Here is an 18,415-nt window from a genome sequence, read left to right on the forward strand (position 1 = left end):
AACGCGATCGTCCGATGATCCCTTGAGCAACGGCTAAGCGGCCAGACCGTCCGTTGTCCGTCAGAGCTAGAGGGGTTCACAACAATGACTATCAAGGCACGCCTGACCGGCGCATTTGTCGCCGCCGTTCTCTCCACCACGGCGCTCAACGGCGCTTTTGCCGCCGATGACACGATCAAGGTCGGCATCCTGCATTCGCTGTCCGGCACCATGGCGATCTCCGAGACGACGCTGAAGGACGCCATGCTGATGCTCATCGAGGAGCAGAACAAGAAGGGCGGCCTGCTCGGCAAGCAGCTCGAGGCCGTCGTCGTCGACCCGGCCTCGGACTGGCCGCTGTTTGCCGAAAAGGCGCGCGAGCTCGTCTCCGTCGACAAGGTCTCGGCCGTGTTCGGCTGCTGGACCTCGGTGTCGCGCAAGTCCGTGCTCCCGGTCTTCGAGGAACTGAACTCGATCCTGTTCTACCCCGTCCAGTACGAGGGCGAGGAGAGCCAGCGCAACGTCTTCTATACCGGTGCCGCCCCCAACCAGCAGGCGATCCCGGCCGTGGACTACCTGATGGAGAACGAGGGCGTCGAGCGCTGGGTGCTCGCCGGCACCGACTACGTCTATCCGCGCACGACCAACAAGATCCTCGAGGCCTATCTGATCTCCAAGGGTGTCGCGCCCGAAGACATCATGATCAACTACACCCCGTTCGGCCATTCGGACTGGCAGACGATCGTCTCCGACATCAAGGGCTTCGGCTCGGCCGGCAAGAAGACGGCCGTCGTCTCCACCATCAACGGCGACGCCAACGTTCCCTTCTACAAGGAACTGGGCAACCAGGGCGTCAAGGCCGAGGACATCCCGGTCGTGGCCTTCTCCGTCGGTGAAGAGGAACTCGCCGGTCTCGACACCGCGCCGCTCGTCGGCCATCTCGCCGCCTGGAACTATTTCCAGTCCGTCGACAACCCGGCCAATGCCGAGTTCATCAAGACCTGGAAGGCCTACACCAAGAACGACAAGCGCGTGACCAACGACCCGATGGAAGCGCATTACATCGGCTTCAACATGTGGCTTAAGGCGGTCGAGAAGGCCGGCACCACCGACACCGATGCCGTCCTCGACGCGATGATCGGCGTCTCGGTGCCGAACCTTTCGGGCGGCTATTCGACGATGATGCCGAACCACCACATCACCAAGCCGGTGCTGATCGGCGAGATCCAGGCCGATGGCCAGTTCGAGACCGTCTGGGAGACCCCCGGCCTCGTGGTCGGTGACGAATGGTCGGATTACCTGCCGGACTCCAAGGACCTGATCTCCGATTGGCGCGCGCCAATGTCGTGCGGCAACTTCAACGTCGCCACCGGCAAGTGCGGCGGCAAGGGCTCCTGATCTGCCTGATGGGTCGGTCGGCCACGCGGGATGTCCTGCGCGGCCGGCCGGATGCGTCCCGTCATCTCCGGTGGCGGGATGCATCCGGGCTTGAGGCTGCTTCCCTTGTCCCGTCCCTTGGGCGGAGGGTCGCAGCGGATCCGAACTGCCGGGCCGGCCACCGGCCGCCCGTCCTCGCCGTGGCCATGTTCGCGGTGCGACCCTGACTGCACATGCCGGCCTCCGGAAACGGCAAGGCCCGGCTGGCAAGGATGATCTCATGTTGACGCGGCTAGCCTATCGATCGCTCCAGTCCCTGCTGGTGACCTTCTGCCTCCTGATTACCGTGTTTGCGACCGATCTGCGGGCGCAGGAAGACCTCCGCACGATGATCGACGCGCTCGGCGAAGGCAGTTTTGCAAAGACCATCGAGCAGGTGGAGGCGCTGGCAAGAACCGGCGATCCGAGGATCGTCCCGGCGCTGGAGGCGCTGGCCGCGGGCGACCTCTACCTGCGCAAATCCGACAGGCAGGTGTTCCTGACGAAGCCGGCCGGCGGCAGCCTGACCGTCGTCGATCCGCTCACCGGCGCCGAGGTCGGCACCGAATCCGCAGGCGCACTCACGAAGATCCGCGTCAACAACAGCCTGCGTCGCGCGGTGCGCTCCGCCCTCGGCGGCCTGACGCTGATGAGCCCCGACGCCGGCGTCCGCCTGCAGGCGGCACAGACCATGCTGCGCACGCCATCCGCAGACGCGCTCGAACAGGTCGAGGCGGCGCTCGCCGCCGAAACCGATGCCAGGGTCAAACCGGTGCTGGAGCGCGCCCGCGCCGCGGCCCTGCTCGTCTCCGACCGGCCGGACGACGAGAAAAAGGCGGCCGTCGCCGTTATCGCCGATGCCGGCGGACAGGATGCCCTGTCGCTCCTGTCGGCAGCCCTTTCCTCCGCCGACGACGATCTCCGCCCGGACCTCGAGGCCGCGATCTCGAGCATCAAGGAGCGGCAGGCGCTGTGGTCGGCCGGCCAGAACGTCTGGTACGGCCTGTCGCTCGGCTCGGTCCTGCTGCTGGCTGCGATCGGCCTTGCCATCACCTTCGGCGTCATGGGCATCATCAACATGGCCCATGGCGAGATGGTGATGCTCGGCGCCTACACCACCTTCGTCGTGCAGGAGGTGATCCGCACTTCCTTTCCGGGCCTGTTCGACTGGTCGCTCGCGATCGCCCTGCCGCTCGCCTTCCTCGTCACCGGCGTGGTCGGGCTTGCGATCGAGCGCGGCGTCATCCGCTTCCTCTACGGCCGGCCGCTCGAGACGCTGCTCGCCACCTGGGGCATCTCGCTGATCCTGCAGCAGGCGGTGCGCACCATCTTCGGCCCGACCAACCGCGAAGTCGGCAATCCCTCGTGGATGTCCGGCGCCTTCGAGCTCGGCGGCCTGACGATCACCTGGAACCGGCTCTGGATCATCGTCTTCTCGCTTGCCGTGTTCACGGCCCTGCTGTTCCTCCTGAAGAAGACGCCGATGGGGCTGCAGATGCGGGCGGTGACGCAGAACCGTCGCATGGCCTCCTCCATGGGCATCCGCACGCCCTGGGTCGATGCGCTGACCTTCGCGCTCGGCTCCGGCATCGCGGGCATCGCCGGCGTCGCGCTCTCGCAGATCGACAACGTCTCGCCGAACCTCGGCCAGGGCTACATCATCGACAGCTTCATGGTCGTGGTCTTCGGCGGCGTCGGCAATCTCTGGGGCACGCTGGTCGGTGCGTTCACGCTCGGCATCCTCAACAAGTTCCTCGAGCCCTATGCGGGCGCCGTCCTCGGCAAGATCCTCGTCCTCGTGCTGATCATCCTGTTCATCCAGAAGCGGCCGCGCGGGCTGTTCGCACTCAAGGGAAGGGCGGTCGAAGCATGATCACCTCGTTTCTGCTCAAGTCCTTCGACCGCACGATCTTCATCGCCGTCGCCATCATCCTCGGGCTCGCGGTGCTGGTGCCGGCGCTGAACTTGCTGACGGCGCCGGACCATCCGCTGCATGTGCCGACCTATCTCGTCTCGCTGTTCGGCAAGTACCTGACCTATGCGCTGCTGGCGCTCGCACTCGATCTCGTCTGGGGTTTCTGCGGGATCCTCTCGCTCGGCCATGCAGCCTTCTTCGCGCTCGGCGGCTATGCCATGGGCATGTACCTGATGCGCCAGATCGGCGCGCGCGGTTCCTACGGCAACCCGCTGCTGCCCGATTTCATGGTCTTCCTCAACTGGAAGGAACTGCCCTGGTTCTGGTACGGCTTCGACATGTTCTGGTTCGCCGCCCTGATGGTGGTGCTGGTGCCGGGCCTGCTCGCCTTCGTCTTCGGCTGGTTCGCCTTCCGCTCGCGCGTCAACGGCGTCTATCTGTCGATCATCACCCAGGCGATGACGTTCGCGCTGCTGCTCGCCTTCTTCCGCAACGACATGGGCTTCGGCGGCAACAACGGCCTGACCGACTTCAAGGACATCCTGGGCTTCAACATCCAGGCCGACGGCACCCGCGCCGCCTTGTTCGCTGCATCGGCAGTGGCGCTGGCCGCCGCCCTGATCCTCACCTCGGGCATGGTCCGCTCCAAGTACGGCAAGATCCTCGTCGGCGTGCGCGACGCCGAGAGCCGCACCCGCTTCCTCGGCTACCGAGTCGAGCACTTCAAGCTCTTCGCCTTCACCGTCTCGGCGATGATGGCGGGCATCGCCGGCGCGCTCTACGTGCCGCAGGTCGGCATCATCAATCCCGGCGAGTTCGATCCGGCCAATTCCATCGAAGTCGTCATCTGGACGGCGGTCGGCGGCCGCGGCACGCTGATCGGCCCGATCATCGGCGCTATTCTCGTCAACGGCGGCAAGAGCGTCTTCACTGCGGCGTTTCCCGAGTTCTGGCTGTTTGCGCTCGGTGGCCTGTTCGTCCTCGTTACCCTGTTCCTGCCGAAGGGCATCGTCGGCACGGTGCAGGCGTGGCGGGCAAAGCGGAAGGACTATCGCAAGGCCGCAGCCGACGAGGCGGCAAGGGGCCAGACCGTGGCCGAACCTGTGGCGGCGGAGTGACCGACATGAACGAGAAGAAACCCACCAGCCTGCTCTATCTCGACGGCGTCTCCGTCTCCTTCGACGGCTTCAAGGCGTTGAATTCACTGTCTTTCGTCATCGAGCCGGGCGAGTTGCGCGCCATCATCGGCCCGAACGGCGCCGGCAAGACGACGATGATGGACATCATCACCGGCAAGACCCGACCTGATAGCGGCGAAGTGTTCTTCAAGGGTGATATCGACCTGACCCGGCGCGACGAGGCCGACATCGCCCAGCTCGGTATCGGCCGCAAGTTTCAGAAGCCGACGGTGTTCGAGAGCCACACCGTCTGGGACAATCTGGAACTGGCGCTGAACCGCAAGCGCGGCGTCTTCGCCACGCTGTTCTACCGCATGACGGCGGAAGACAACGCCCGGATCGAGGAGATCCTATCGACGGTGCGCCTGTCGAACCGCAAGAACGACCTCGCCGCGAGCCTAAGCCATGGCCAGAAGCAGTGGCTGGAGATCGGCATGCTGCTCGCGCAGGAGCCGGAACTCTTGCTGGTCGACGAGCCGGTGGCCGGGATGACTGACGCCGAGACGGCCGAGACGGCGGTGCTGTTGAAGGAGATCGCGAAGACGCGCTCGGTCGTCGTCGTCGAGCACGACATGGGTTTCATCCGCGAACTCGGTGTCAAGGTGACATGCCTGGCGGAAGGCTCGGTGCTGGCGGAAGGCTCGATCGATTTCGTCAGTGCCGATCAGAAGGTGATCGAGAACTATCTGGGGCGATGAGGGTTCGGCCGGCGGAACTTGCCCCTCACCCTAACCCTCTCCCCGCAAGCGGGGAGAGGGGACGCAGTCCCGCCTTCACGATCCGGGTGGGGCGGTGCGGCATATGTCCTTCTCCCCGCTTGCGGGGAGAAGGTGGCGGCAGCCGGATGAGGGGCAAACGAACGATGAGAAGAGAAGTGCCATGCTGACAGTCGAAAACGCCAGTCTCCACTACGGCGCCGCCCAGGCGCTGCGCGGCATCTCGCTGAACGCCGAAATGGGCAGGATCACCTGCGTGCTCGGCCGCAACGGTGTCGGCAAGTCGAGCCTGCTCCGCGCCGTCACCGGCCAGCATCCGCTGTCGTCTGGATCTGTCAGCTTCAACGGCGTGGCACTCGACGGATTGGCGCCCTACAATCGCGCCAAGCAGGGGATCGGCTACGTGCCGCAGGGGCGCGAGATTTTCCCGCTCCTGACGGTCAAGGAGAACCTGGAAAGCGGTTATGCGCCGCTGAAGCGGGCGGAGCGGTTCATCCCCGACGATATCTTCAGCCTGTTCCCGGTTCTGCAGACCATGCTCGGCCGCCGCGGCGGCGACCTCTCCGGCGGCCAGCAGCAGCAGCTGGCGATCGGCCGGGCGCTGGTGACGCGGCCGAAGATCCTCGTGCTCGACGAGCCGACCGAGGGCATCCAGCCGTCGATCATCAAGGACATCGGCCGGGCGATCAAATACCTGCGCGATTCCACCGGCATGGCAATTCTGCTTGTGGAGCAATACCTTGATTTCTGCCGTGAGCTTGCGGATCACGTCTACATCATGGATCGTGGCGAAATCGTGCACGAGGGGCCGGCCGAGACGCTGGATACGCCCGAGGCACGGCGGCACATGACGGTCTGACGGCTTGCGTATCGACATGGTCGACGGAACAGCCGCCATCGCAGAGGCCGCAGGATGCAGCCGGAGAGCCGACGTGACGATGCAAGCGACGATCGCTCCCCAGCGCGCCCGCGGGTCGGGACGTCTTTCGACGAGGGCCCGCGACGGGCGCACACGTCTCGAGACGTTCTACCAGGAAGGCTGCGCCAAGATCCGGCTGCCCGAAACCTTCGATGCGGGGATGGAGGCGGTGCTGATCAACACCTCCGGCGGGCTTACGGGCGGCGACGCCGTCGACTGGTCGTTCGAGGCGGGCGAGGCGACGCAACTGACGCTGACCACGCAGGCCTGCGAGAAGATCTACAAGGCCGCCGCGGGAACCGCTTCGGTCGGCACGCGCATTGTCGTCGGCGCCGGCGCGCGCGTGGACTGGCTGCCGCAGGAGACGATCCTGTTCGACCGCGCCGCGCTTTCCCGGACGCTGACGGTCGATCTCGCGCCGGATGCCGAATTCGTCGCCGTCGAGGCGGTGCTGCTCGGACGCAGGGCGATGGGGGAGACGATGGCGAACGGCCTCTTCCGCGACCGCTGGCGGATCCGCCGCGCCGGCCGGCTGATCCATGCCGAGGAGGTTCTGCTGTCCGGCGCCATCGCGGAGCAGGTCTTGCAGCCTGCGGTCCTTGCCGGGGCAGGGGCCTTTGCCACGCTCCTCTATTGCGGCGTGCGGGCGGAAGCGATGCTTGCCGGAACCCGCGCGCTGCTCGGCGGGGCATTCGCCGGTGCAAGCCATTGGCAGGACAAGCTGGTTGTGCGCATGACTGCGCCTCACGGCTTCGCCATGCGAAAAACCCTGATCCCCGTCATTTCGCACTTGCGCAACGGCGCCGGCCTGCCGAAAGTCTGGACTCTGTAAGATGAAACGGACGAACCCTCCATGAACCTGACCCCCCGCGAAAAAGACAAGCTGCTGATCTCGATGGCGGCCATCGTCGCCCGCCGACGCCTGGAGCGCGGCGTGAAGCTCAACCATCCCGAGGCGATCGCGCTGATCACCGATTTCGTGGTGGAAGGCGCGCGCGACGGCCGCTCGGTCGCAGACCTGATGGAGGCCGGCGCTCATGTCGTCACGCGCGACCAGGTTATGGAAGGCATCGCCGAGATGATCCACGACATCCAGGTCGAGGCGACCTTTCCGGACGGCACCAAGCTCGTGACCGTCCACGAACCGATCCGCTGACAGGCACGGAGGAGGAAAACGATGATCCCCGGTGAAGTCATCGCCGCAAGCGGCGATATCGAACTCAATGCCGGCCTGCCGGTCACGGAACTGGACGTCTCCAATACCGGCGACCGGCCGATCCAGGTCGGCAGCCACTATCATTTCTATGAGACCAATGCCGGCCTCGCCTTCGACCGCGACAGGGCCCGGGGCCTGCGGCTCGACATCCCGGCCGGGACGGCGGTGCGCTTCGAGCCGGGCCAGACCCGCACGGTGCGGCTGGTCCCCTTTGCCGGCAAGCGCGAGATCTACGGTTTCCGCCAACAGGTCATGGGAGGATTGTGACATGGGAATGGCGCACTACCGCGGCAGCTGCCAGTGCGGCGCCGTCTCGTTCGAGGCCGATGTCGATCTCGACCGGACGATCGTCTGCAACTGCTCGCGCTGCAAGCGGCTCGGCTCCGTGCTTGCTTTCACGGCGCGCGAGGCGTTCACGCTGACGTCGGGCGAGGAGAACCTGTCGGAATATCTCTTCAACAACAGGACGGTGCATCACCTTTTCTGCAGGACCTGCGGCATCCAGGGCTTCGCCTATGGCGACAAGCCGGACGGCGCGTCCATGGTCGCGATCAACGTCAATTGCCTGGAAGGCGTGGACCCCCGCGCACTCGCCTCCCACGCCCACGACGGCGCTTCGGCGTGAGCGTCGCATGAAGGGAAGAAGGCGATGACGAAGGCCGGAATTCTGACGATGCTGTGCGGCTGCGTCCTTTTGATGGACGCCCCGGCCTCGGGCGAGGACACACTGCCCGCCGACTGCAATGACGCCATGACGCAGATGGACATGAACGCCTGCGCGGCCGCCGACTACGAGAAGGCGGACAAGGCCCTGAACGCGCGGTGGCTGGCGACGAAAAAGGCCGCGGCCGCATGGGATGCCAGGTCCGAAGAGCAGCCGCGCGGCGCCGAGGAACACCTGCTGAAGGCCCAGCGTGCCTGGCTCGCCTATCGCGACAGCCAGTGCGCGGCGGCGGGCTTCATGGTCGGGGGCGGATCGATGCAGCCGATGGTCGTCTCCGCCTGCCTGGCCGACCTGACCCGCAAGCGGACCGAGGAACTCGCGACGCTTGCGGACAGCTTCGGGAACTGACGGGCGGAACGGGATGGGGCGGCGCATTGTGATCGTGGGAAACGGGCAGGTGGCGGAGGGCGCGGACGCGGTGATCGACGCTGCCGATTTCGTCGTCCGCTTCAACCTGAGCCGCAATGCCGGGCAATCGGGCACGCGCACCGATGCGGTCGCCGTCTGCAACACCGGGCGTCCGGCGAACGAGATGCTGGATGGTCCCGAATGGCGCGAGAGCGCCCCGGTCCTGGCCAGCCGCGAGATCTGGTCGGTGCGCGACCCGGAGAAATTCGCGCGCCTGCGTCCGCATCTGGCCGTGACCCACCCCGAACTCGACGACTTCTGCGACGACCGCACCGACGACTTTGCCCGGTTCGCGACCGCAAGCGGCAAGCTGCACCGGATCGTTCCCGCAGCCGCGCACGAGGCGGCCGATGCCGCGCTGGCGGCGCATTCGCCCGGCGCCTACGTGGTGCCGAGCAGCGGCCTCGTCACGCTGTTTCATGTCCTCTCCGCAACCGAATTTTCCGGTTCTGAGATCGTGCTCGCCGGTTTCGGCCACGAGGGCTGGGACGGTCATCCCTTCGCCGCCGAGCGCCGCCTCGTCGCCGGCCTCGCCGCCGAGGGGCGCCTGCGCCTCCTGGCTACCTCTTCGCCTTCGCTCTCTCCCTCCCAAGGAGCCTGATCCATGTCCTACAGGATGTCCCGCGCCTCTTACGCCTCCATGTTCGGCCCGACCACCGGCGACAGGGTGCGGCTTGCCGATACTGAGCTCTTCATCGAGGTGGAGAAGGACTTCACCACCTATGGCGATGAGGTGAAGTTCGGCGGCGGCAAGGTCATCCGCGACGGCATGGGCCAGAGCCAGGCGACGCGCGGCGAGGGTGCGGTTGACACCGTCATCACCAACGCGCTGATCGTCGATCATAGCGGCATCTACAAGGCCGACGTCGGCCTCAAGGACGGGCGCATCCACGCGATCGGCAAGGCGGGCAATCCCGATACCCAGCCGGGCGTCACCATCATCGTCGGTCCGTCCACGGAAGCCATTGCCGGCGAGGGCAGGATCCTGACGGCCGGCGGCATGGACGCGCACATCCACTTCATCTGCCCCCAGCAGATCGAGGAGGCGCTGATGAGCGGCGTCACCACCATGCTCGGCGGCGGCTCCGGCCCGGCGCACGGCACGCTCGCCACCACCTGCACCGGCGCCTGGCACATCGAGCGGATGATCGAGAGCTTCGACGCCTTCCCGATGAACCTCGCGCTCGCCGGCAAGGGCAACGCCTCGCTGCCGGCGCCGCTGGAGGAGATGATCCTCGCCGGCGCCTCGTCGCTGAAGCTGCATGAGGACTGGGGAACGACGCCGGCTGCGATCGACAACTGCCTGACGGTGGCCGATGCCTTCGACGTGCAGGTGATGATCCACACCGATACGCTGAACGAGAGCGGCTTCGTCGAGGACACGGTCGCCGCCATCAGGGGCCGCACCATCCATGCCTTCCATACCGAAGGCGCCGGCGGCGGCCATGCGCCCGACATCATCAAGGTCTGCGGTCATCCGAACGTCATTCCGTCCTCGACCAACCCGACCCGACCCTACACGGTCAATACGCTGGCCGAGCACCTCGACATGCTGATGGTCTGCCACCACCTGTCGCCGTCGATCCCCGAAGACATCGCCTTTGCCGAAAGCCGCATCCGCAAGGAGACGATCGCGGCGGAAGACATCTTGCACGATATCGGCGCCTTTTCGATCATCTCGTCCGACAGCCAGGCGATGGGGCGCGTCGGCGAAGTGGCGATCCGCACCTGGCAGACGGCCGACAAGATGAAGCGCCAACGCGGCAAGCTGAAGGAAGAGACCGGCGACAACGACAATTTCCGCGTCCGCCGCTACATCGCCAAATACACGATCAACCCGGCGATCGCGCACGGCGTTTCCCACGAGATCGGCTCGGTCGAGGTCGGCAAGCGCGCCGACCTGGTGCTCTGGAACCCGGCCTTCTTTGGCGTGAAACCGGAAATGGTGCTGCTCGGCGGCTCGATCGCGGCGGCCCCCATGGGCGACCCGAACGCCTCGATCCCGACACCGCAGCCGATGCACTACCGGCCGATGTTCGCCGCCCACGGCAAGCTCAGGACCAGTTCGTCGGTCACCTTCGTCTCCCAGGCCTCGCTCGACGGCGGGCTGGCGCGCCGCCTCGGCGTCGACAAGAAGCTGGTGGCGGTAAGGAACGTCCGCGGCGGCATTTCCAAGGCCTCGATGATCCACAATTCCGCCACCCCGCATGTCGAGGTCGATCCGGAGACCTACGAGGTGCGCGCGGACGGCGAGTTGCTCACCTGCGAGCCGGCGACGGTGCTGCCGATGGCGCAGCGCTATTTCCTGTTCTGAGGCGGCTGCGGGCGGCGCCGTGTTGCGGTCGCCAGCCTCTGGAAACTGCATCCGCGGCCGCGTAACCTTATCCCCGACCCATGCCATTCGACCGGAGATTTCCATGCAGCACGTCCATTCCTATCGCCCGGCCGGCGAGATATCCGACCCGCCGGTGGACACCGTCACCTTGCCCTCGCACCTGCGCCACCTGCGCCGCAAGGTCCTGCACCTGTCCAATGGCGACATGGTGATGCTCGACCTCAAGGAAGCGGTGCTGTTCCATCACGGCGACCGGCTGGTGCTCGACAACGGCGACACGGTCGAAATCCATGCTGCCCCCGAGAAGCTCTTCGCGATCAAGGGCCTCGGCACGCTGCATCTGATCGAACTCGCCTGGCACCTCGGCAACCGGCATCTCGCGGCGCAGATCGAGGAGACGCGCATCCTCGTGCCGCGCGACCACGTGATCCGCGGCATGCTAGAGGGACTGGGGGCGACGGTGGAGGAGGTCGAGGAGCCGTTCCAGCCGGCGCGGGGGGCCTATCACGCGCATGGCAGCCACGATCACGGCCACAGTCACGATCATGGGCACGGGCACGGCCATCATCACGCCCATGACTGATCCTCGATGAGCGGGGAACTCGATACCCGCGCGCTGCTGCGGCTGATGGCGTGGCTGTCGCCGGCCTTCCCGATCGGCGGCTTTGCCTGGTCCGGCGGGCTGGAGCGGGCGGTGCACGACGGGCAGATCGAAGATGCGGCCGGCCTGTCGGGCTGGCTTGCAACGCTGCTTTCGCATGGTGCACTGTGGAACGATGCGGTGCTGTTCGCCGAGGCCTGGCGGGTGTTCGAAGACGGCGAAGCCTTGCAGGAGGTCGCTGAACTCGGGCTGGCCCTGGCCGGCTCGGCGGAGCGGCATGCCGAAACCCTCTCGCTCGGCACGGCCTTCGTTGCGGCGGCGTCGGCCTGGCCGGATCCGGTGTTCGATCGCCTGCCGGAGGCGGTGAATTTCCCCGTCGCCGTGGGGGCTGTGGCCGCCGCACATGGCGTACCCGTCGACGATGCGCTCGCCGCCTACCTGCACGCCGCGATCTCGCAGTCCGTCTCGGCCGGAATCCGGCTCGGCGTCTGCGGGCAGGCGGAAGGGGTGGCCATCCTCGCCGCCCTCGAGGACGCACTGGCCGGGACGGCGCAACGCGCCGGCCGGTCCACGCTCGACGATCTCGGCGGTGCGGCGATCCACGCGGAGATCGCCTCGCTCAAACACGAAACACAGAATTCGCGGCTTTTCCGCTCCTGAGGGCGGGTCTAAGCTGCGCTTCGACCATGGAAAGGGACAGCACATGAAATCGGCAAACGGCCCCTTGCGCGTCGGTATCGGCGGACCGGTCGGCTCGGGCAAGACGGCGTTGACGGAGAAGCTCTGCAAGGCGATGCGCGAGCGCTATTCGGTCGCCGTCGTCACCAACGACATCTATACCCGCGAGGACGCCGAGGCGCTCGTGCGCATGCAGGCGCTGTCGTCGGACCGCATCATCGGCGTGGAGACCGGCGGCTGCCCGCACACGGCGATCCGCGAGGATGCCACTATCAACCTGCAGGCGATCGCCGACCTCAACCGGAAATTCCCCGATCTCGACGTCGTCTTCATCGAATCGGGCGGTGACAACCTGGCGGCGACGTTCTCGCCCGACCTTGCCGACATCACCATCTATGTCATCTCCACCTGCCAGGGCGAGGAGATCCCGCGCAAGGGCGGCCCGGGCATCACCCGCTCCGATCTTCTGGTGATCAACAAGAAGGACCTCGCCCCCCATGTCGGCGCCGATCTCGACGTGATGGACCGCGACGCAACCCGCATGCGCGAGACCAAGCCTTTCGTCTTCACCGACATGAAGCGCGGCGAGGGGATCGAACGGATCGTCGACTTCCTGACGATCGAGGGCGGCCTGGCCTGAGCCGCGCACGACCGGATGGAAGCCCGTTTCCGGGGCCTCCCTCAAGGGCAGGAACAATCGGGCGACAAACTGTGTCCCCGCATCGAGCAGGGTTGGAGAAAGTGGGGCAAAAAGAGCGAAAAAAATTCAGCAAAATCAATGCTGAAAAATCGAAGTGGTGCCCCCACCAGGACTCGAACCCGGGACCCCCTGATTACAAATCATGGCCGAAGCCTTGAAAATGAGGGGCTTCGGCCGTCCATGTTGCAGTCATGTCGCATCAAGCGAGGACAAAGTCCGTCGCTGCCGCAAGTTCTGATCCATCATCATCCCGCGGGAAGAGGTGGCCATAGGTGTCCATCGTCATTGCGATAGTCGAGTGCCCCATGCGCTCCTGAACCACCTTCGGCGGCAGCCCGAGCCCGCCATCCTCCCGACGATTGATGCACCACGACGCGAACCAGTGCCGCAGGCAATGCAAGCCTGAGTATTTCGCTACGAGCACTGGCTTGCCCTTCTTGTCGAACTCCCCGGTCTCTACCGCTACACCGGCCGCCACCCATGTCGGGTGCAGGCCGCGCCTCAGGATGTTGTTGAGCTGTTCGACCTTTCCGCTACCGTTCGGGAAGACGAGGTCGTGAACCATCACCGGCTTACCCTCGTCATCCATTTTCGCTGTGCTCTTCTTCGGGCACGCCAGCTTCCATTCCCGCAAGGCGTTGATGACCAGGGGAGGGGCCGGCACGGTACGTTCCCCTGAGATCGATTTAGGCTGGCCCAGATCGTTAAAGCGATCGGCCCGCTGGTGGACCTTGATCTCGCGCTTCTGCAGATCGACGTCTTTCCACCTCAGCCCGCGCAGTTCCGAAGCCCGAAGGCCGCAGAACGTGGCCGTCAGAAGGAGAGGGCGCCAGCGGCCATCAGCAGCCGCCAGGAGCGCCTTCACCTCATCTCGCGTGGGAATATCTACCCCGACCTTCAATCGGCCCTTCTGGCGCTTCTCCTGCCGATCCGCGCCCCGTCCTCGACGAGCGCGCATCTCCCGGGCGGCATTGCGCACCACGAGGCCTCGCTCCTGCGAGTCTGCCAGCATCGTACCGAGCGACGTCAGTACCCGCTTCGTCATCGATGCCGATCGGCCGTTCTCCCTCAACTGATCTTCGAACGCTCTCAGCCGAGCCGTCGTCAGCGCGTTCAGGCGCTGGGTCCCGATGAACGGGATAATGTGTAGGCGCAGCGTGCGCTCGTAGTCCTCGATCGAAGATCGTTCCAGCCCCGCCGCATTCGTCGACGCGATCCAGAGCTTGCTCGCCGCCTCGACCGTCACGGTCTCCCGATCGGCGACGTGCGTTCCTTCCCTGACCTCTACGCTTGCCGTTGCGGCAAACGCGTCTGCTGCCTTCTTCAGCTTGAATGTCTTCAGCCGGCGCTTGCCGGTGGTGTCGGTATAGTCGACCACCCAGGCGGATTTCTGCACGCCATTTGGTGTCGTCCACTCGCGCTTGCGCACGGACATCAGTCTTCCTCACCGCGTATTTCGGCTTTGTGCTTGCGTGTTTGTTCCTGGTACCACCGGACGAGCCGACGATACTCTTGGTCGTACGGGTCATCGAGCTTCTTTGTATCGAATATAGCCGCGCGGAAGCCAACGCTATCAAGGCCCGCCGCCTTGGCAGTCCTGTGAATGTGTGCTGCTATATTCGGCCAATCAAGAGGATGCCCCTTCGCGTCAAGAACGATGTTAAAGATGGGTTCATCTTCTTCCGTTGCTTTGCCTGACTCGCGATCGTTCTCTTTATTTTGCAGTTCAGTTTCGAGCGTCTTTCGAACTTCTTCGAGATACTTAATTGTCCCTTTTAGCTCTTTGACTTCGTCGCCAAGGTCGCTGTAGGCGTCGAAAAGCTGTTCCAGCCTGCTTGGCTCAGAAAAGGTTTCTTCGAGGCGGGCAACGATCTCCGCCGTCATACTGCGCGCGGATTTTTCAGCCGCCTCTTCGACTTTCCTCTTCAAGTCTTCGGGTATCCGAAGCCGGAAATGCAGATCTTCTCTAGCCATGCCGCACCAATGACACACATTTATGTTGACAGCAATGCCGCACGCATGCCACACATTGCATGCCACACCAATGGCACACCGACCATTAACAGAGGATTACCAATGGAAGCGGTAGCTGAAAAAATAGACCTCGTCTGGGGCGCGGAAGACATTGCGACGGTGATCGGCCGCACACCGCGGGTGACGTTCCACCTTCTCAACACCGGAGCGCTGCCTGCGAAGAAAGTCGGTGGTCGCTGGGTTGCCGAACGCAACACTCTCGTGCGTTTCTTCATGGAGACTGCAACGTGACCGCGCTCTCCCTCTCAACCATCACTATGTCGAGCCGCGAGATCGCGGAACTGACCGGAAAGCGCCACGACAACGTCGTTGCAGACATCAAAAAGATGCTCAACGAGCTTGGTGAAGATGTCCTGAACTTTCAGGGCATCTATTTCGACAGCATGAACCGGGAGCAGACAGAGTATCGCCTTGACCGGGAACTGACTGAAATCCTCCTTCTCGGCTACAGCGCAACACTTCGCCGCAAAGTGCTCGCACGTTTGCGGGAGCTTGAGGGCATTCTCGCAGACCCGGCCAAGGCCCTGACCGATCCGACCGTGCTTCGGACCATCCTTCTGCAGAACGTGGAGAAGGTGATCGCGCTGGAGGCTGAGGTCAGCCAACTTCGCCCGGCCCAGGAAGCACTGGAGCGCATCGCTACGGCCGATGGCTCTCTCTGCATCACAGAGACAGCAAAGGTACTGCAGCTCCGGCCGAAGGACCTTTTCCAGTGGCTTCGGCAAAATGGCTGGATCTATCGCCGCCCCGGCGCCGGTCATGACCTCGGCTATCAGTCGAAGACGACCGCGGGTCTCCTTGAGCACAAGGTGACGACGGTCCTTCGCGCCGACGGCTCAGAGAAGGTGACCGAGCAGGTCCGGATCACGCCCAAAGGCCTGACGAAACTTGCCAGCCTCATCAAACCAGCAATCGCGAGGGTGGCATGATCACGTCCAGCTTGAATGCAAAAGGCCCGGCAGAGGCGGCAACCTCTCCGAGCCACGGTTCAAACAATCCCGAGAAGGATACGAAAATGAACAAGGCAGCTAATACCACCGTGGAAGTGAAAAGTGAAGGAGGTGCCGTCGTCCGCCTCGATGACCTCTCGTTCATCAAGCGCAATCCTGGCCGAGGGCGCGGCTACAACTATTGGGCCGACGTGCCTGCGCTCGACTACGTCCGCGACTGCGATACCGGCAATGCCCTGGCGGAGGAGTTTGCCCTCTTCATGGCGGCGAACCGCTCCGCGGGGGTCTCGTCTCTTTTGACCGAGATCGTTGCGGCGATGGAGGCGAACGGTGCGACGAACGGCCATCGTGTCGGGTTCTTCTCGATCATCAACAGATATGCTGCGGCAGCTGCGTTCGTCCGACACTCCGACGAGTGGAGAAAAGCAGAGCATCCGACCGAGCGCGTAAACCGTTTGGCAGCCGAGCTGTCGGAGGCGCTGAACGAACACGCCGACAAGCGCTTCCATGCCGTCGTCTATCCCTCCCAGAAGCGAGAGTACGCCATCGCCTTTCTCGCCACCGCTGAATGCAACGACGTGACGATCCCGATCGAAGTCGAACGGCTTGAGGCGAAGGACCGCGCATACTGGCACCTCAAGAAGGCCGCTCATGCCATGCGGGACGTCAGCGGGAAGTCTCTCTGGTTCACGATGTCCGAGGAATACACGTCGGCGTGCATCTATGCCTACGAGCTTCCGGGAGGCGAGGCATGACGGTCGCCCCCAGAAACTCAGGCAACTCCAGCGAGGCGGTCCTAGCGGCCGCCCAGTGGCTGGCCGAACAAGTCCCACCGCCGAGGCTAGCCGTCCCAGCGCTGAAAGAGCGGTTCTCGCTCTCAGCACTACAGGCATGCGAAGCCATCGCCATGGCCGATCGGTTCCGTGTTTTGAGAAAGGCGCACGCATAAATGGCTGAGTTCAACCCACGCGACAAGAGCCGAACCTCGCCAGGGAAGACCCGCGCGAACGTCCGAAAATTCACTTCGCCTCCCCGATCGGAGCACGGCAGTGTTGACGGAAAGCAGCGCTGGCAATGGCTGACTATTGAACTGATGGAGTCGCCAGCATTCACTAGTCTGAGCGGAAACGCCATCAGGGCATTTTTCCGCCTGCTTATCCAACATACGGCGCACGCCGCCTTGGAGAACGGCAAGCTGGTCGTAACTCATCCTCAGTTCGTCGCATATGGGGTGACGGGTGAGTACGTTGCCGACGCCCTGGACGAGCTGGAATACAAGGGGCTGATCAAGGTGCTTCGCGGACGTGCGGGATCGGGCGTTGCCCATCCCAACAGGTTCACGCTGACCTTCGTTGGCGACCACGAAGGCGCGCCACCTACGAACGAGTGGAAGCAGTGCACTCCCGAGCGGTGCCGGAAGTGGTCTGACATCGATCGTAAGATTGCGGCCGAGAAACGCGGAATTGTCGGCCGTAAGAAAAAATCCCCACTTCGGGATTCCGAAATTCGCCCACTTCGGGATTCCGAAATTCGAAGGGCTTCGTGAGGTTTTGCAATGGAGAAAAACATCATGAAATCAATGCTCCAGCCAATTTCGGGATTCCGAAGTGATATACATAATATGGTGGGAGGCCGCGATGTCTGACCTTCCCCTCTTCTCTTGGGAACCACCCCGGAAGCTGCTCGCATTCCCAATGGTGAACCGTGTCGGCAAGATCCGCGATGTCGCAGTGAAGATGCTGGACAAGAGCACCGAGCGGCATGCCGAACACTACCGCAATCAGGTCACAGAGGCGCTGATCAAACATCTGGACCGCATTGGCCTGTCCGAAAATGAGGTGGACGAGCAGCTCGGAGCTTTCTGGCAGAAGGTTCAGGACGAAATGACCCGCAGAACGCATTGCGCGGCCGGCAGCAACAATCCAAAAGGTGCAGCTTGACCAAGGGCTTCGATGCGAACCGCGCTCACCGAGTGCGCAACCGTCTGCGGAATTCCGCGGAATCTGCGGAAACACCACAACCGCGATATCTCGAACCGCTTCACGTGACGTCACGTGATGTAACGCGTTACGGTAACGTTACGGAGACGTTCCAAGACCGACCCGATAGATGTCGCGGCTATCACATCTTCGCTGACGGAGCGGCAGTGCCGAACCCGGGCGAAGGCGGCTGGGGTGTCGTCGTTTACTTGGACGGCATCGAGGTCGAGGCTCTGAGCGGTGGTGACCCCGTTACCACAAACAATCGAATGGAGATGACGGCCCTCCTCGTTGCCATCGAGACCGCCCAGGGTTTTGGCGCACCAGTCACGATCTGGTCGGACAGCCAGTATTGCGTCAACGGCGCGAACGACTGGCGGCATAAGTGGAAGCGCCACGGCTGGCGAAAATCCCCGCGAGCGACCGAGTTCGTCAAGAATGCCGAGCTCTGGCAGGCCATCGATGCGGCTCTCGTAGATGCGTCCAGGTCTGGCGGCATCACCATCAGTTGGGTCAAGGGCCATGCCGGTATCGTCGGCAACGAGCGTGCTGATGAGCTCGCTGAGATCGGACGCCAAGCTAATTCAACCGATAGTTTGGGGAAACTGGAACGAGACACGAACAGATCAGGAGCAACTGCGGTATACTTGCCACCTAGGATTTAGAA

At 64.0% G+C, this 18,415-nt stretch carries 23 protein-coding genes and 1 tRNA gene; 21 read left to right on the forward strand and 3 right to left on the reverse strand.

Annotated elements, in window-relative coordinates; translation table 11 throughout:
• Nucleotides 1-84 precede the first annotated feature (84 nt).
• From urtA to ureG, 15 genes are all read left to right on the forward strand, one after another.
• Nucleotides 85-1,377 (forward strand): urea ABC transporter substrate-binding protein, encoded by a 1,293-nt coding sequence (urtA, locus tag OCK02_RS19200; RefSeq protein WP_263814423.1) that lies wholly within the window; start codon nt 85-87, stop codon nt 1,375-1,377.
• 259 nt (nt 1,378-1,636) lie between these two features.
• Entirely contained in the window at nt 1,637-3,268 is a 1,632-nt protein-coding gene (gene urtB / locus OCK02_RS19205) for an urea ABC transporter permease subunit UrtB (protein ID WP_263814424.1), read from the forward strand.
• Nucleotides 3,265-4,428 carry an urea ABC transporter permease subunit UrtC gene (gene urtC / locus OCK02_RS19210; RefSeq protein ID WP_263814425.1) on the forward strand — a complete coding sequence of 388 codons (1,164 nt, stop codon included), beginning with the start codon at nt 3,265-3,267 and terminating at the stop codon, nt 4,426-4,428. Before urtB ends, urtC begins: the two co-directional genes overlap by 4 nt.
• A gap of 5 nt (nt 4,429-4,433) precedes the next feature.
• The gene (gene urtD / locus OCK02_RS19215; protein WP_263814426.1) at nt 4,434-5,186 is read left to right on the forward strand and encodes an urea ABC transporter ATP-binding protein UrtD; all 753 of its coding nucleotides are present in this window, start codon (nt 4,434-4,436) and stop codon (nt 5,184-5,186) included.
• Between the two features lie 181 nt (nt 5,187-5,367).
• Entirely contained in the window at nt 5,368-6,063 is a 696-nt protein-coding gene (gene urtE, locus OCK02_RS19220; RefSeq protein WP_263814427.1) for an urea ABC transporter ATP-binding subunit UrtE, read from the forward strand.
• 79 nt (nt 6,064-6,142) lie between these two features.
• Nucleotides 6,143-6,955 (forward strand): urease accessory protein UreD, encoded by an 813-nt coding sequence (locus OCK02_RS19225; RefSeq protein ID WP_263814486.1) that lies wholly within the window; start codon nt 6,143-6,145, stop codon nt 6,953-6,955.
• 21 nt (nt 6,956-6,976) lie between these two features.
• A complete protein-coding gene (locus OCK02_RS19230) occupies nt 6,977-7,279 on the forward strand; it encodes an urease subunit gamma (RefSeq protein ID WP_263814428.1) in 303 nt (100 codons plus the stop codon).
• Between the two features lie 21 nt (nt 7,280-7,300).
• Complete coding sequence (locus OCK02_RS19235; protein ID WP_230803948.1) at nt 7,301-7,606, forward strand: urease subunit beta; 306 nt, start codon at nt 7,301-7,303, stop codon at nt 7,604-7,606.
• Nucleotide 7,607: 1 nt separating this feature from the next.
• Nucleotides 7,608-7,964, forward strand: coding sequence for a GFA family protein (locus OCK02_RS19240; RefSeq protein WP_263814429.1), 357 nt, complete (start codon nt 7,608-7,610; stop codon nt 7,962-7,964).
• A 24-nt stretch (nt 7,965-7,988) separates the two neighbouring features.
• Nucleotides 7,989-8,411, forward strand: a complete 423-nt coding sequence (locus OCK02_RS19245; protein ID WP_263814430.1) for a lysozyme inhibitor LprI family protein — start codon at nt 7,989-7,991, stop codon at nt 8,409-8,411.
• A gap of 13 nt (nt 8,412-8,424) precedes the next feature.
• On the forward strand, nt 8,425-9,072 hold the full coding sequence (locus OCK02_RS19250) for a Urease operon accessory protein (protein WP_263814431.1): 648 nt from the start codon (nt 8,425-8,427) through the stop codon (nt 9,070-9,072).
• A gap of 3 nt (nt 9,073-9,075) precedes the next feature.
• Nucleotides 9,076-10,785 carry an urease subunit alpha gene (ureC, locus tag OCK02_RS19255; RefSeq protein WP_263814432.1) on the forward strand — a complete coding sequence of 570 codons (1,710 nt, stop codon included), beginning with the start codon at nt 9,076-9,078 and terminating at the stop codon, nt 10,783-10,785.
• A 103-nt stretch (nt 10,786-10,888) separates the two neighbouring features.
• Nucleotides 10,889-11,389 carry an urease accessory protein UreE gene (gene ureE / locus OCK02_RS19260; protein WP_263814433.1) on the forward strand — a complete coding sequence of 167 codons (501 nt, stop codon included), beginning with the start codon at nt 10,889-10,891 and terminating at the stop codon, nt 11,387-11,389.
• A 6-nt stretch (nt 11,390-11,395) separates the two neighbouring features.
• Entirely contained in the window at nt 11,396-12,067 is a 672-nt protein-coding gene (locus OCK02_RS19265) for an urease accessory protein UreF (RefSeq protein ID WP_263814434.1), read from the forward strand.
• 43 nt (nt 12,068-12,110) lie between these two features.
• Entirely contained in the window at nt 12,111-12,725 is a 615-nt protein-coding gene (gene ureG, locus OCK02_RS19270) for an urease accessory protein UreG (RefSeq protein ID WP_263814435.1), read from the forward strand.
• Nucleotides 12,726-12,880: 155 nt separating this feature from the next.
• On the opposite strand, the gene OCK02_RS19275 is transcribed toward ureG, so the two are convergent.
• The 3 genes from OCK02_RS19275 to OCK02_RS19285 form a co-directional block, all read right to left on the reverse strand.
• Nucleotides 12,881-12,954, reverse strand: a tRNA-Thr gene (locus OCK02_RS19275).
• Nucleotides 12,955-12,984: 30 nt separating this feature from the next.
• A complete protein-coding gene (locus OCK02_RS19280; protein ID WP_263814436.1) occupies nt 12,985-14,220 on the reverse strand; it encodes a tyrosine-type recombinase/integrase in 1,236 nt (411 codons plus the stop codon).
• Nucleotides 14,220-14,714, reverse strand: a complete 495-nt coding sequence (locus OCK02_RS19285) for an Arc family DNA-binding protein (RefSeq protein ID WP_263814437.1) — start codon at nt 14,712-14,714, stop codon at nt 14,220-14,222. The genes OCK02_RS19280 and OCK02_RS19285 overlap by 1 nt, the downstream gene beginning before the upstream one ends.
• 24 nt (nt 14,715-14,738) lie before the next feature.
• On the opposite strand from OCK02_RS19285, the gene OCK02_RS26155 reads away from it, so the two are divergent.
• The 6 genes from OCK02_RS26155 (at nt 14,739) to OCK02_RS19320 (ending at nt 18,413) form a co-directional block, all read left to right on the forward strand.
• Nucleotides 14,739-15,050, forward strand: coding sequence for a hypothetical protein (locus OCK02_RS26155; RefSeq protein WP_318530144.1), 312 nt, complete (start codon nt 14,739-14,741; stop codon nt 15,048-15,050).
• On the forward strand, nt 15,047-15,748 hold the full coding sequence (locus tag OCK02_RS19295; RefSeq protein ID WP_263814438.1) for a phage regulatory protein/antirepressor Ant: 702 nt from the start codon (nt 15,047-15,049) through the stop codon (nt 15,746-15,748). Before OCK02_RS26155 ends, OCK02_RS19295 begins: the two co-directional genes overlap by 4 nt.
• Entirely contained in the window at nt 15,745-16,524 is a 780-nt protein-coding gene (locus tag OCK02_RS19300) for a hypothetical protein (RefSeq protein WP_263814439.1), read from the forward strand. Before OCK02_RS19295 ends, OCK02_RS19300 begins: the two co-directional genes overlap by 4 nt.
• 194 nt (nt 16,525-16,718) lie before the next feature.
• On the forward strand, nt 16,719-17,315 hold the full coding sequence (locus OCK02_RS19310; protein ID WP_263814441.1) for a hypothetical protein: 597 nt from the start codon (nt 16,719-16,721) through the stop codon (nt 17,313-17,315).
• A 91-nt stretch (nt 17,316-17,406) separates the two neighbouring features.
• On the forward strand, nt 17,407-17,709 hold the full coding sequence (locus OCK02_RS19315; protein WP_263814442.1) for a DUF6074 family protein: 303 nt from the start codon (nt 17,407-17,409) through the stop codon (nt 17,707-17,709).
• A complete protein-coding gene (locus OCK02_RS19320) occupies nt 17,706-18,413 on the forward strand; it encodes a ribonuclease H family protein (protein WP_263814443.1) in 708 nt (235 codons plus the stop codon). Before OCK02_RS19315 ends, OCK02_RS19320 begins: the two co-directional genes overlap by 4 nt.
• Nucleotides 18,414-18,415 lie beyond the last annotated feature (2 nt).

Source organism: Rhizobium sp. TRM96647 (assembly GCF_025780115.1).
Taxonomy (GTDB): Bacteria; Pseudomonadota; Alphaproteobacteria; order Rhizobiales; family Rhizobiaceae; genus Mycoplana.

Bases quoted from the DNA above. Each gene is read 5' to 3' on its own strand.
- urtA (WP_263814423.1), top strand. From the start codon at position 85: ATGACTATCAAGGCACGCCTGACCGGCGCATTTGTCGCCGCCGTTCTC.
- urtB (WP_263814424.1), top strand. From the start codon at position 1,637: ATGTTGACGCGGCTAGCCTATCGATCGCTCCAGTCCCTGCTGGTGACC.
- urtC (WP_263814425.1), top strand. From the start codon at position 3,265: ATGATCACCTCGTTTCTGCTCAAGTCCTTCGACCGCACGATCTTCATC.
- urtD (WP_263814426.1), top strand. From the start codon at position 4,434: ATGAACGAGAAGAAACCCACCAGCCTGCTCTATCTCGACGGCGTCTCC.
- urtE (WP_263814427.1), top strand. From the start codon at position 5,368: ATGCTGACAGTCGAAAACGCCAGTCTCCACTACGGCGCCGCCCAGGCG.
- OCK02_RS19225 (WP_263814486.1), top strand. From the start codon at position 6,143: ATGCAAGCGACGATCGCTCCCCAGCGCGCCCGCGGGTCGGGACGTCTT.
- OCK02_RS19230 (WP_263814428.1), top strand. From the start codon at position 6,977: ATGAACCTGACCCCCCGCGAAAAAGACAAGCTGCTGATCTCGATGGCG.
- OCK02_RS19235 (WP_230803948.1), top strand. From the start codon at position 7,301: ATGATCCCCGGTGAAGTCATCGCCGCAAGCGGCGATATCGAACTCAAT.
- OCK02_RS19240 (WP_263814429.1), top strand. From the start codon at position 7,608: ATGGGAATGGCGCACTACCGCGGCAGCTGCCAGTGCGGCGCCGTCTCG.
- OCK02_RS19245 (WP_263814430.1), top strand. From the start codon at position 7,989: ATGACGAAGGCCGGAATTCTGACGATGCTGTGCGGCTGCGTCCTTTTG.
- OCK02_RS19250 (WP_263814431.1), top strand. From the start codon at position 8,425: ATGGGGCGGCGCATTGTGATCGTGGGAAACGGGCAGGTGGCGGAGGGC.
- ureC (WP_263814432.1), top strand. From the start codon at position 9,076: ATGTCCTACAGGATGTCCCGCGCCTCTTACGCCTCCATGTTCGGCCCG.
- ureE (WP_263814433.1), top strand. From the start codon at position 10,889: ATGCAGCACGTCCATTCCTATCGCCCGGCCGGCGAGATATCCGACCCG.
- OCK02_RS19265 (WP_263814434.1), top strand. From the start codon at position 11,396: ATGAGCGGGGAACTCGATACCCGCGCGCTGCTGCGGCTGATGGCGTGG.
- ureG (WP_263814435.1), top strand. From the start codon at position 12,111: ATGAAATCGGCAAACGGCCCCTTGCGCGTCGGTATCGGCGGACCGGTC.
- OCK02_RS19280 (WP_263814436.1), bottom strand. From the start codon at position 14,220: ATGTCCGTGCGCAAGCGCGAGTGGACGACACCAAATGGCGTGCAGAAA.
- OCK02_RS26155 (WP_318530144.1), top strand. From the start codon at position 14,739: ATGCAGATCTTCTCTAGCCATGCCGCACCAATGACACACATTTATGTT.
- OCK02_RS19300 (WP_263814439.1), top strand. From the start codon at position 15,745: ATGATCACGTCCAGCTTGAATGCAAAAGGCCCGGCAGAGGCGGCAACC.
- OCK02_RS19310 (WP_263814441.1), top strand. From the start codon at position 16,719: ATGGCTGAGTTCAACCCACGCGACAAGAGCCGAACCTCGCCAGGGAAG.
- OCK02_RS19315 (WP_263814442.1), top strand. From the start codon at position 17,407: ATGTCTGACCTTCCCCTCTTCTCTTGGGAACCACCCCGGAAGCTGCTC.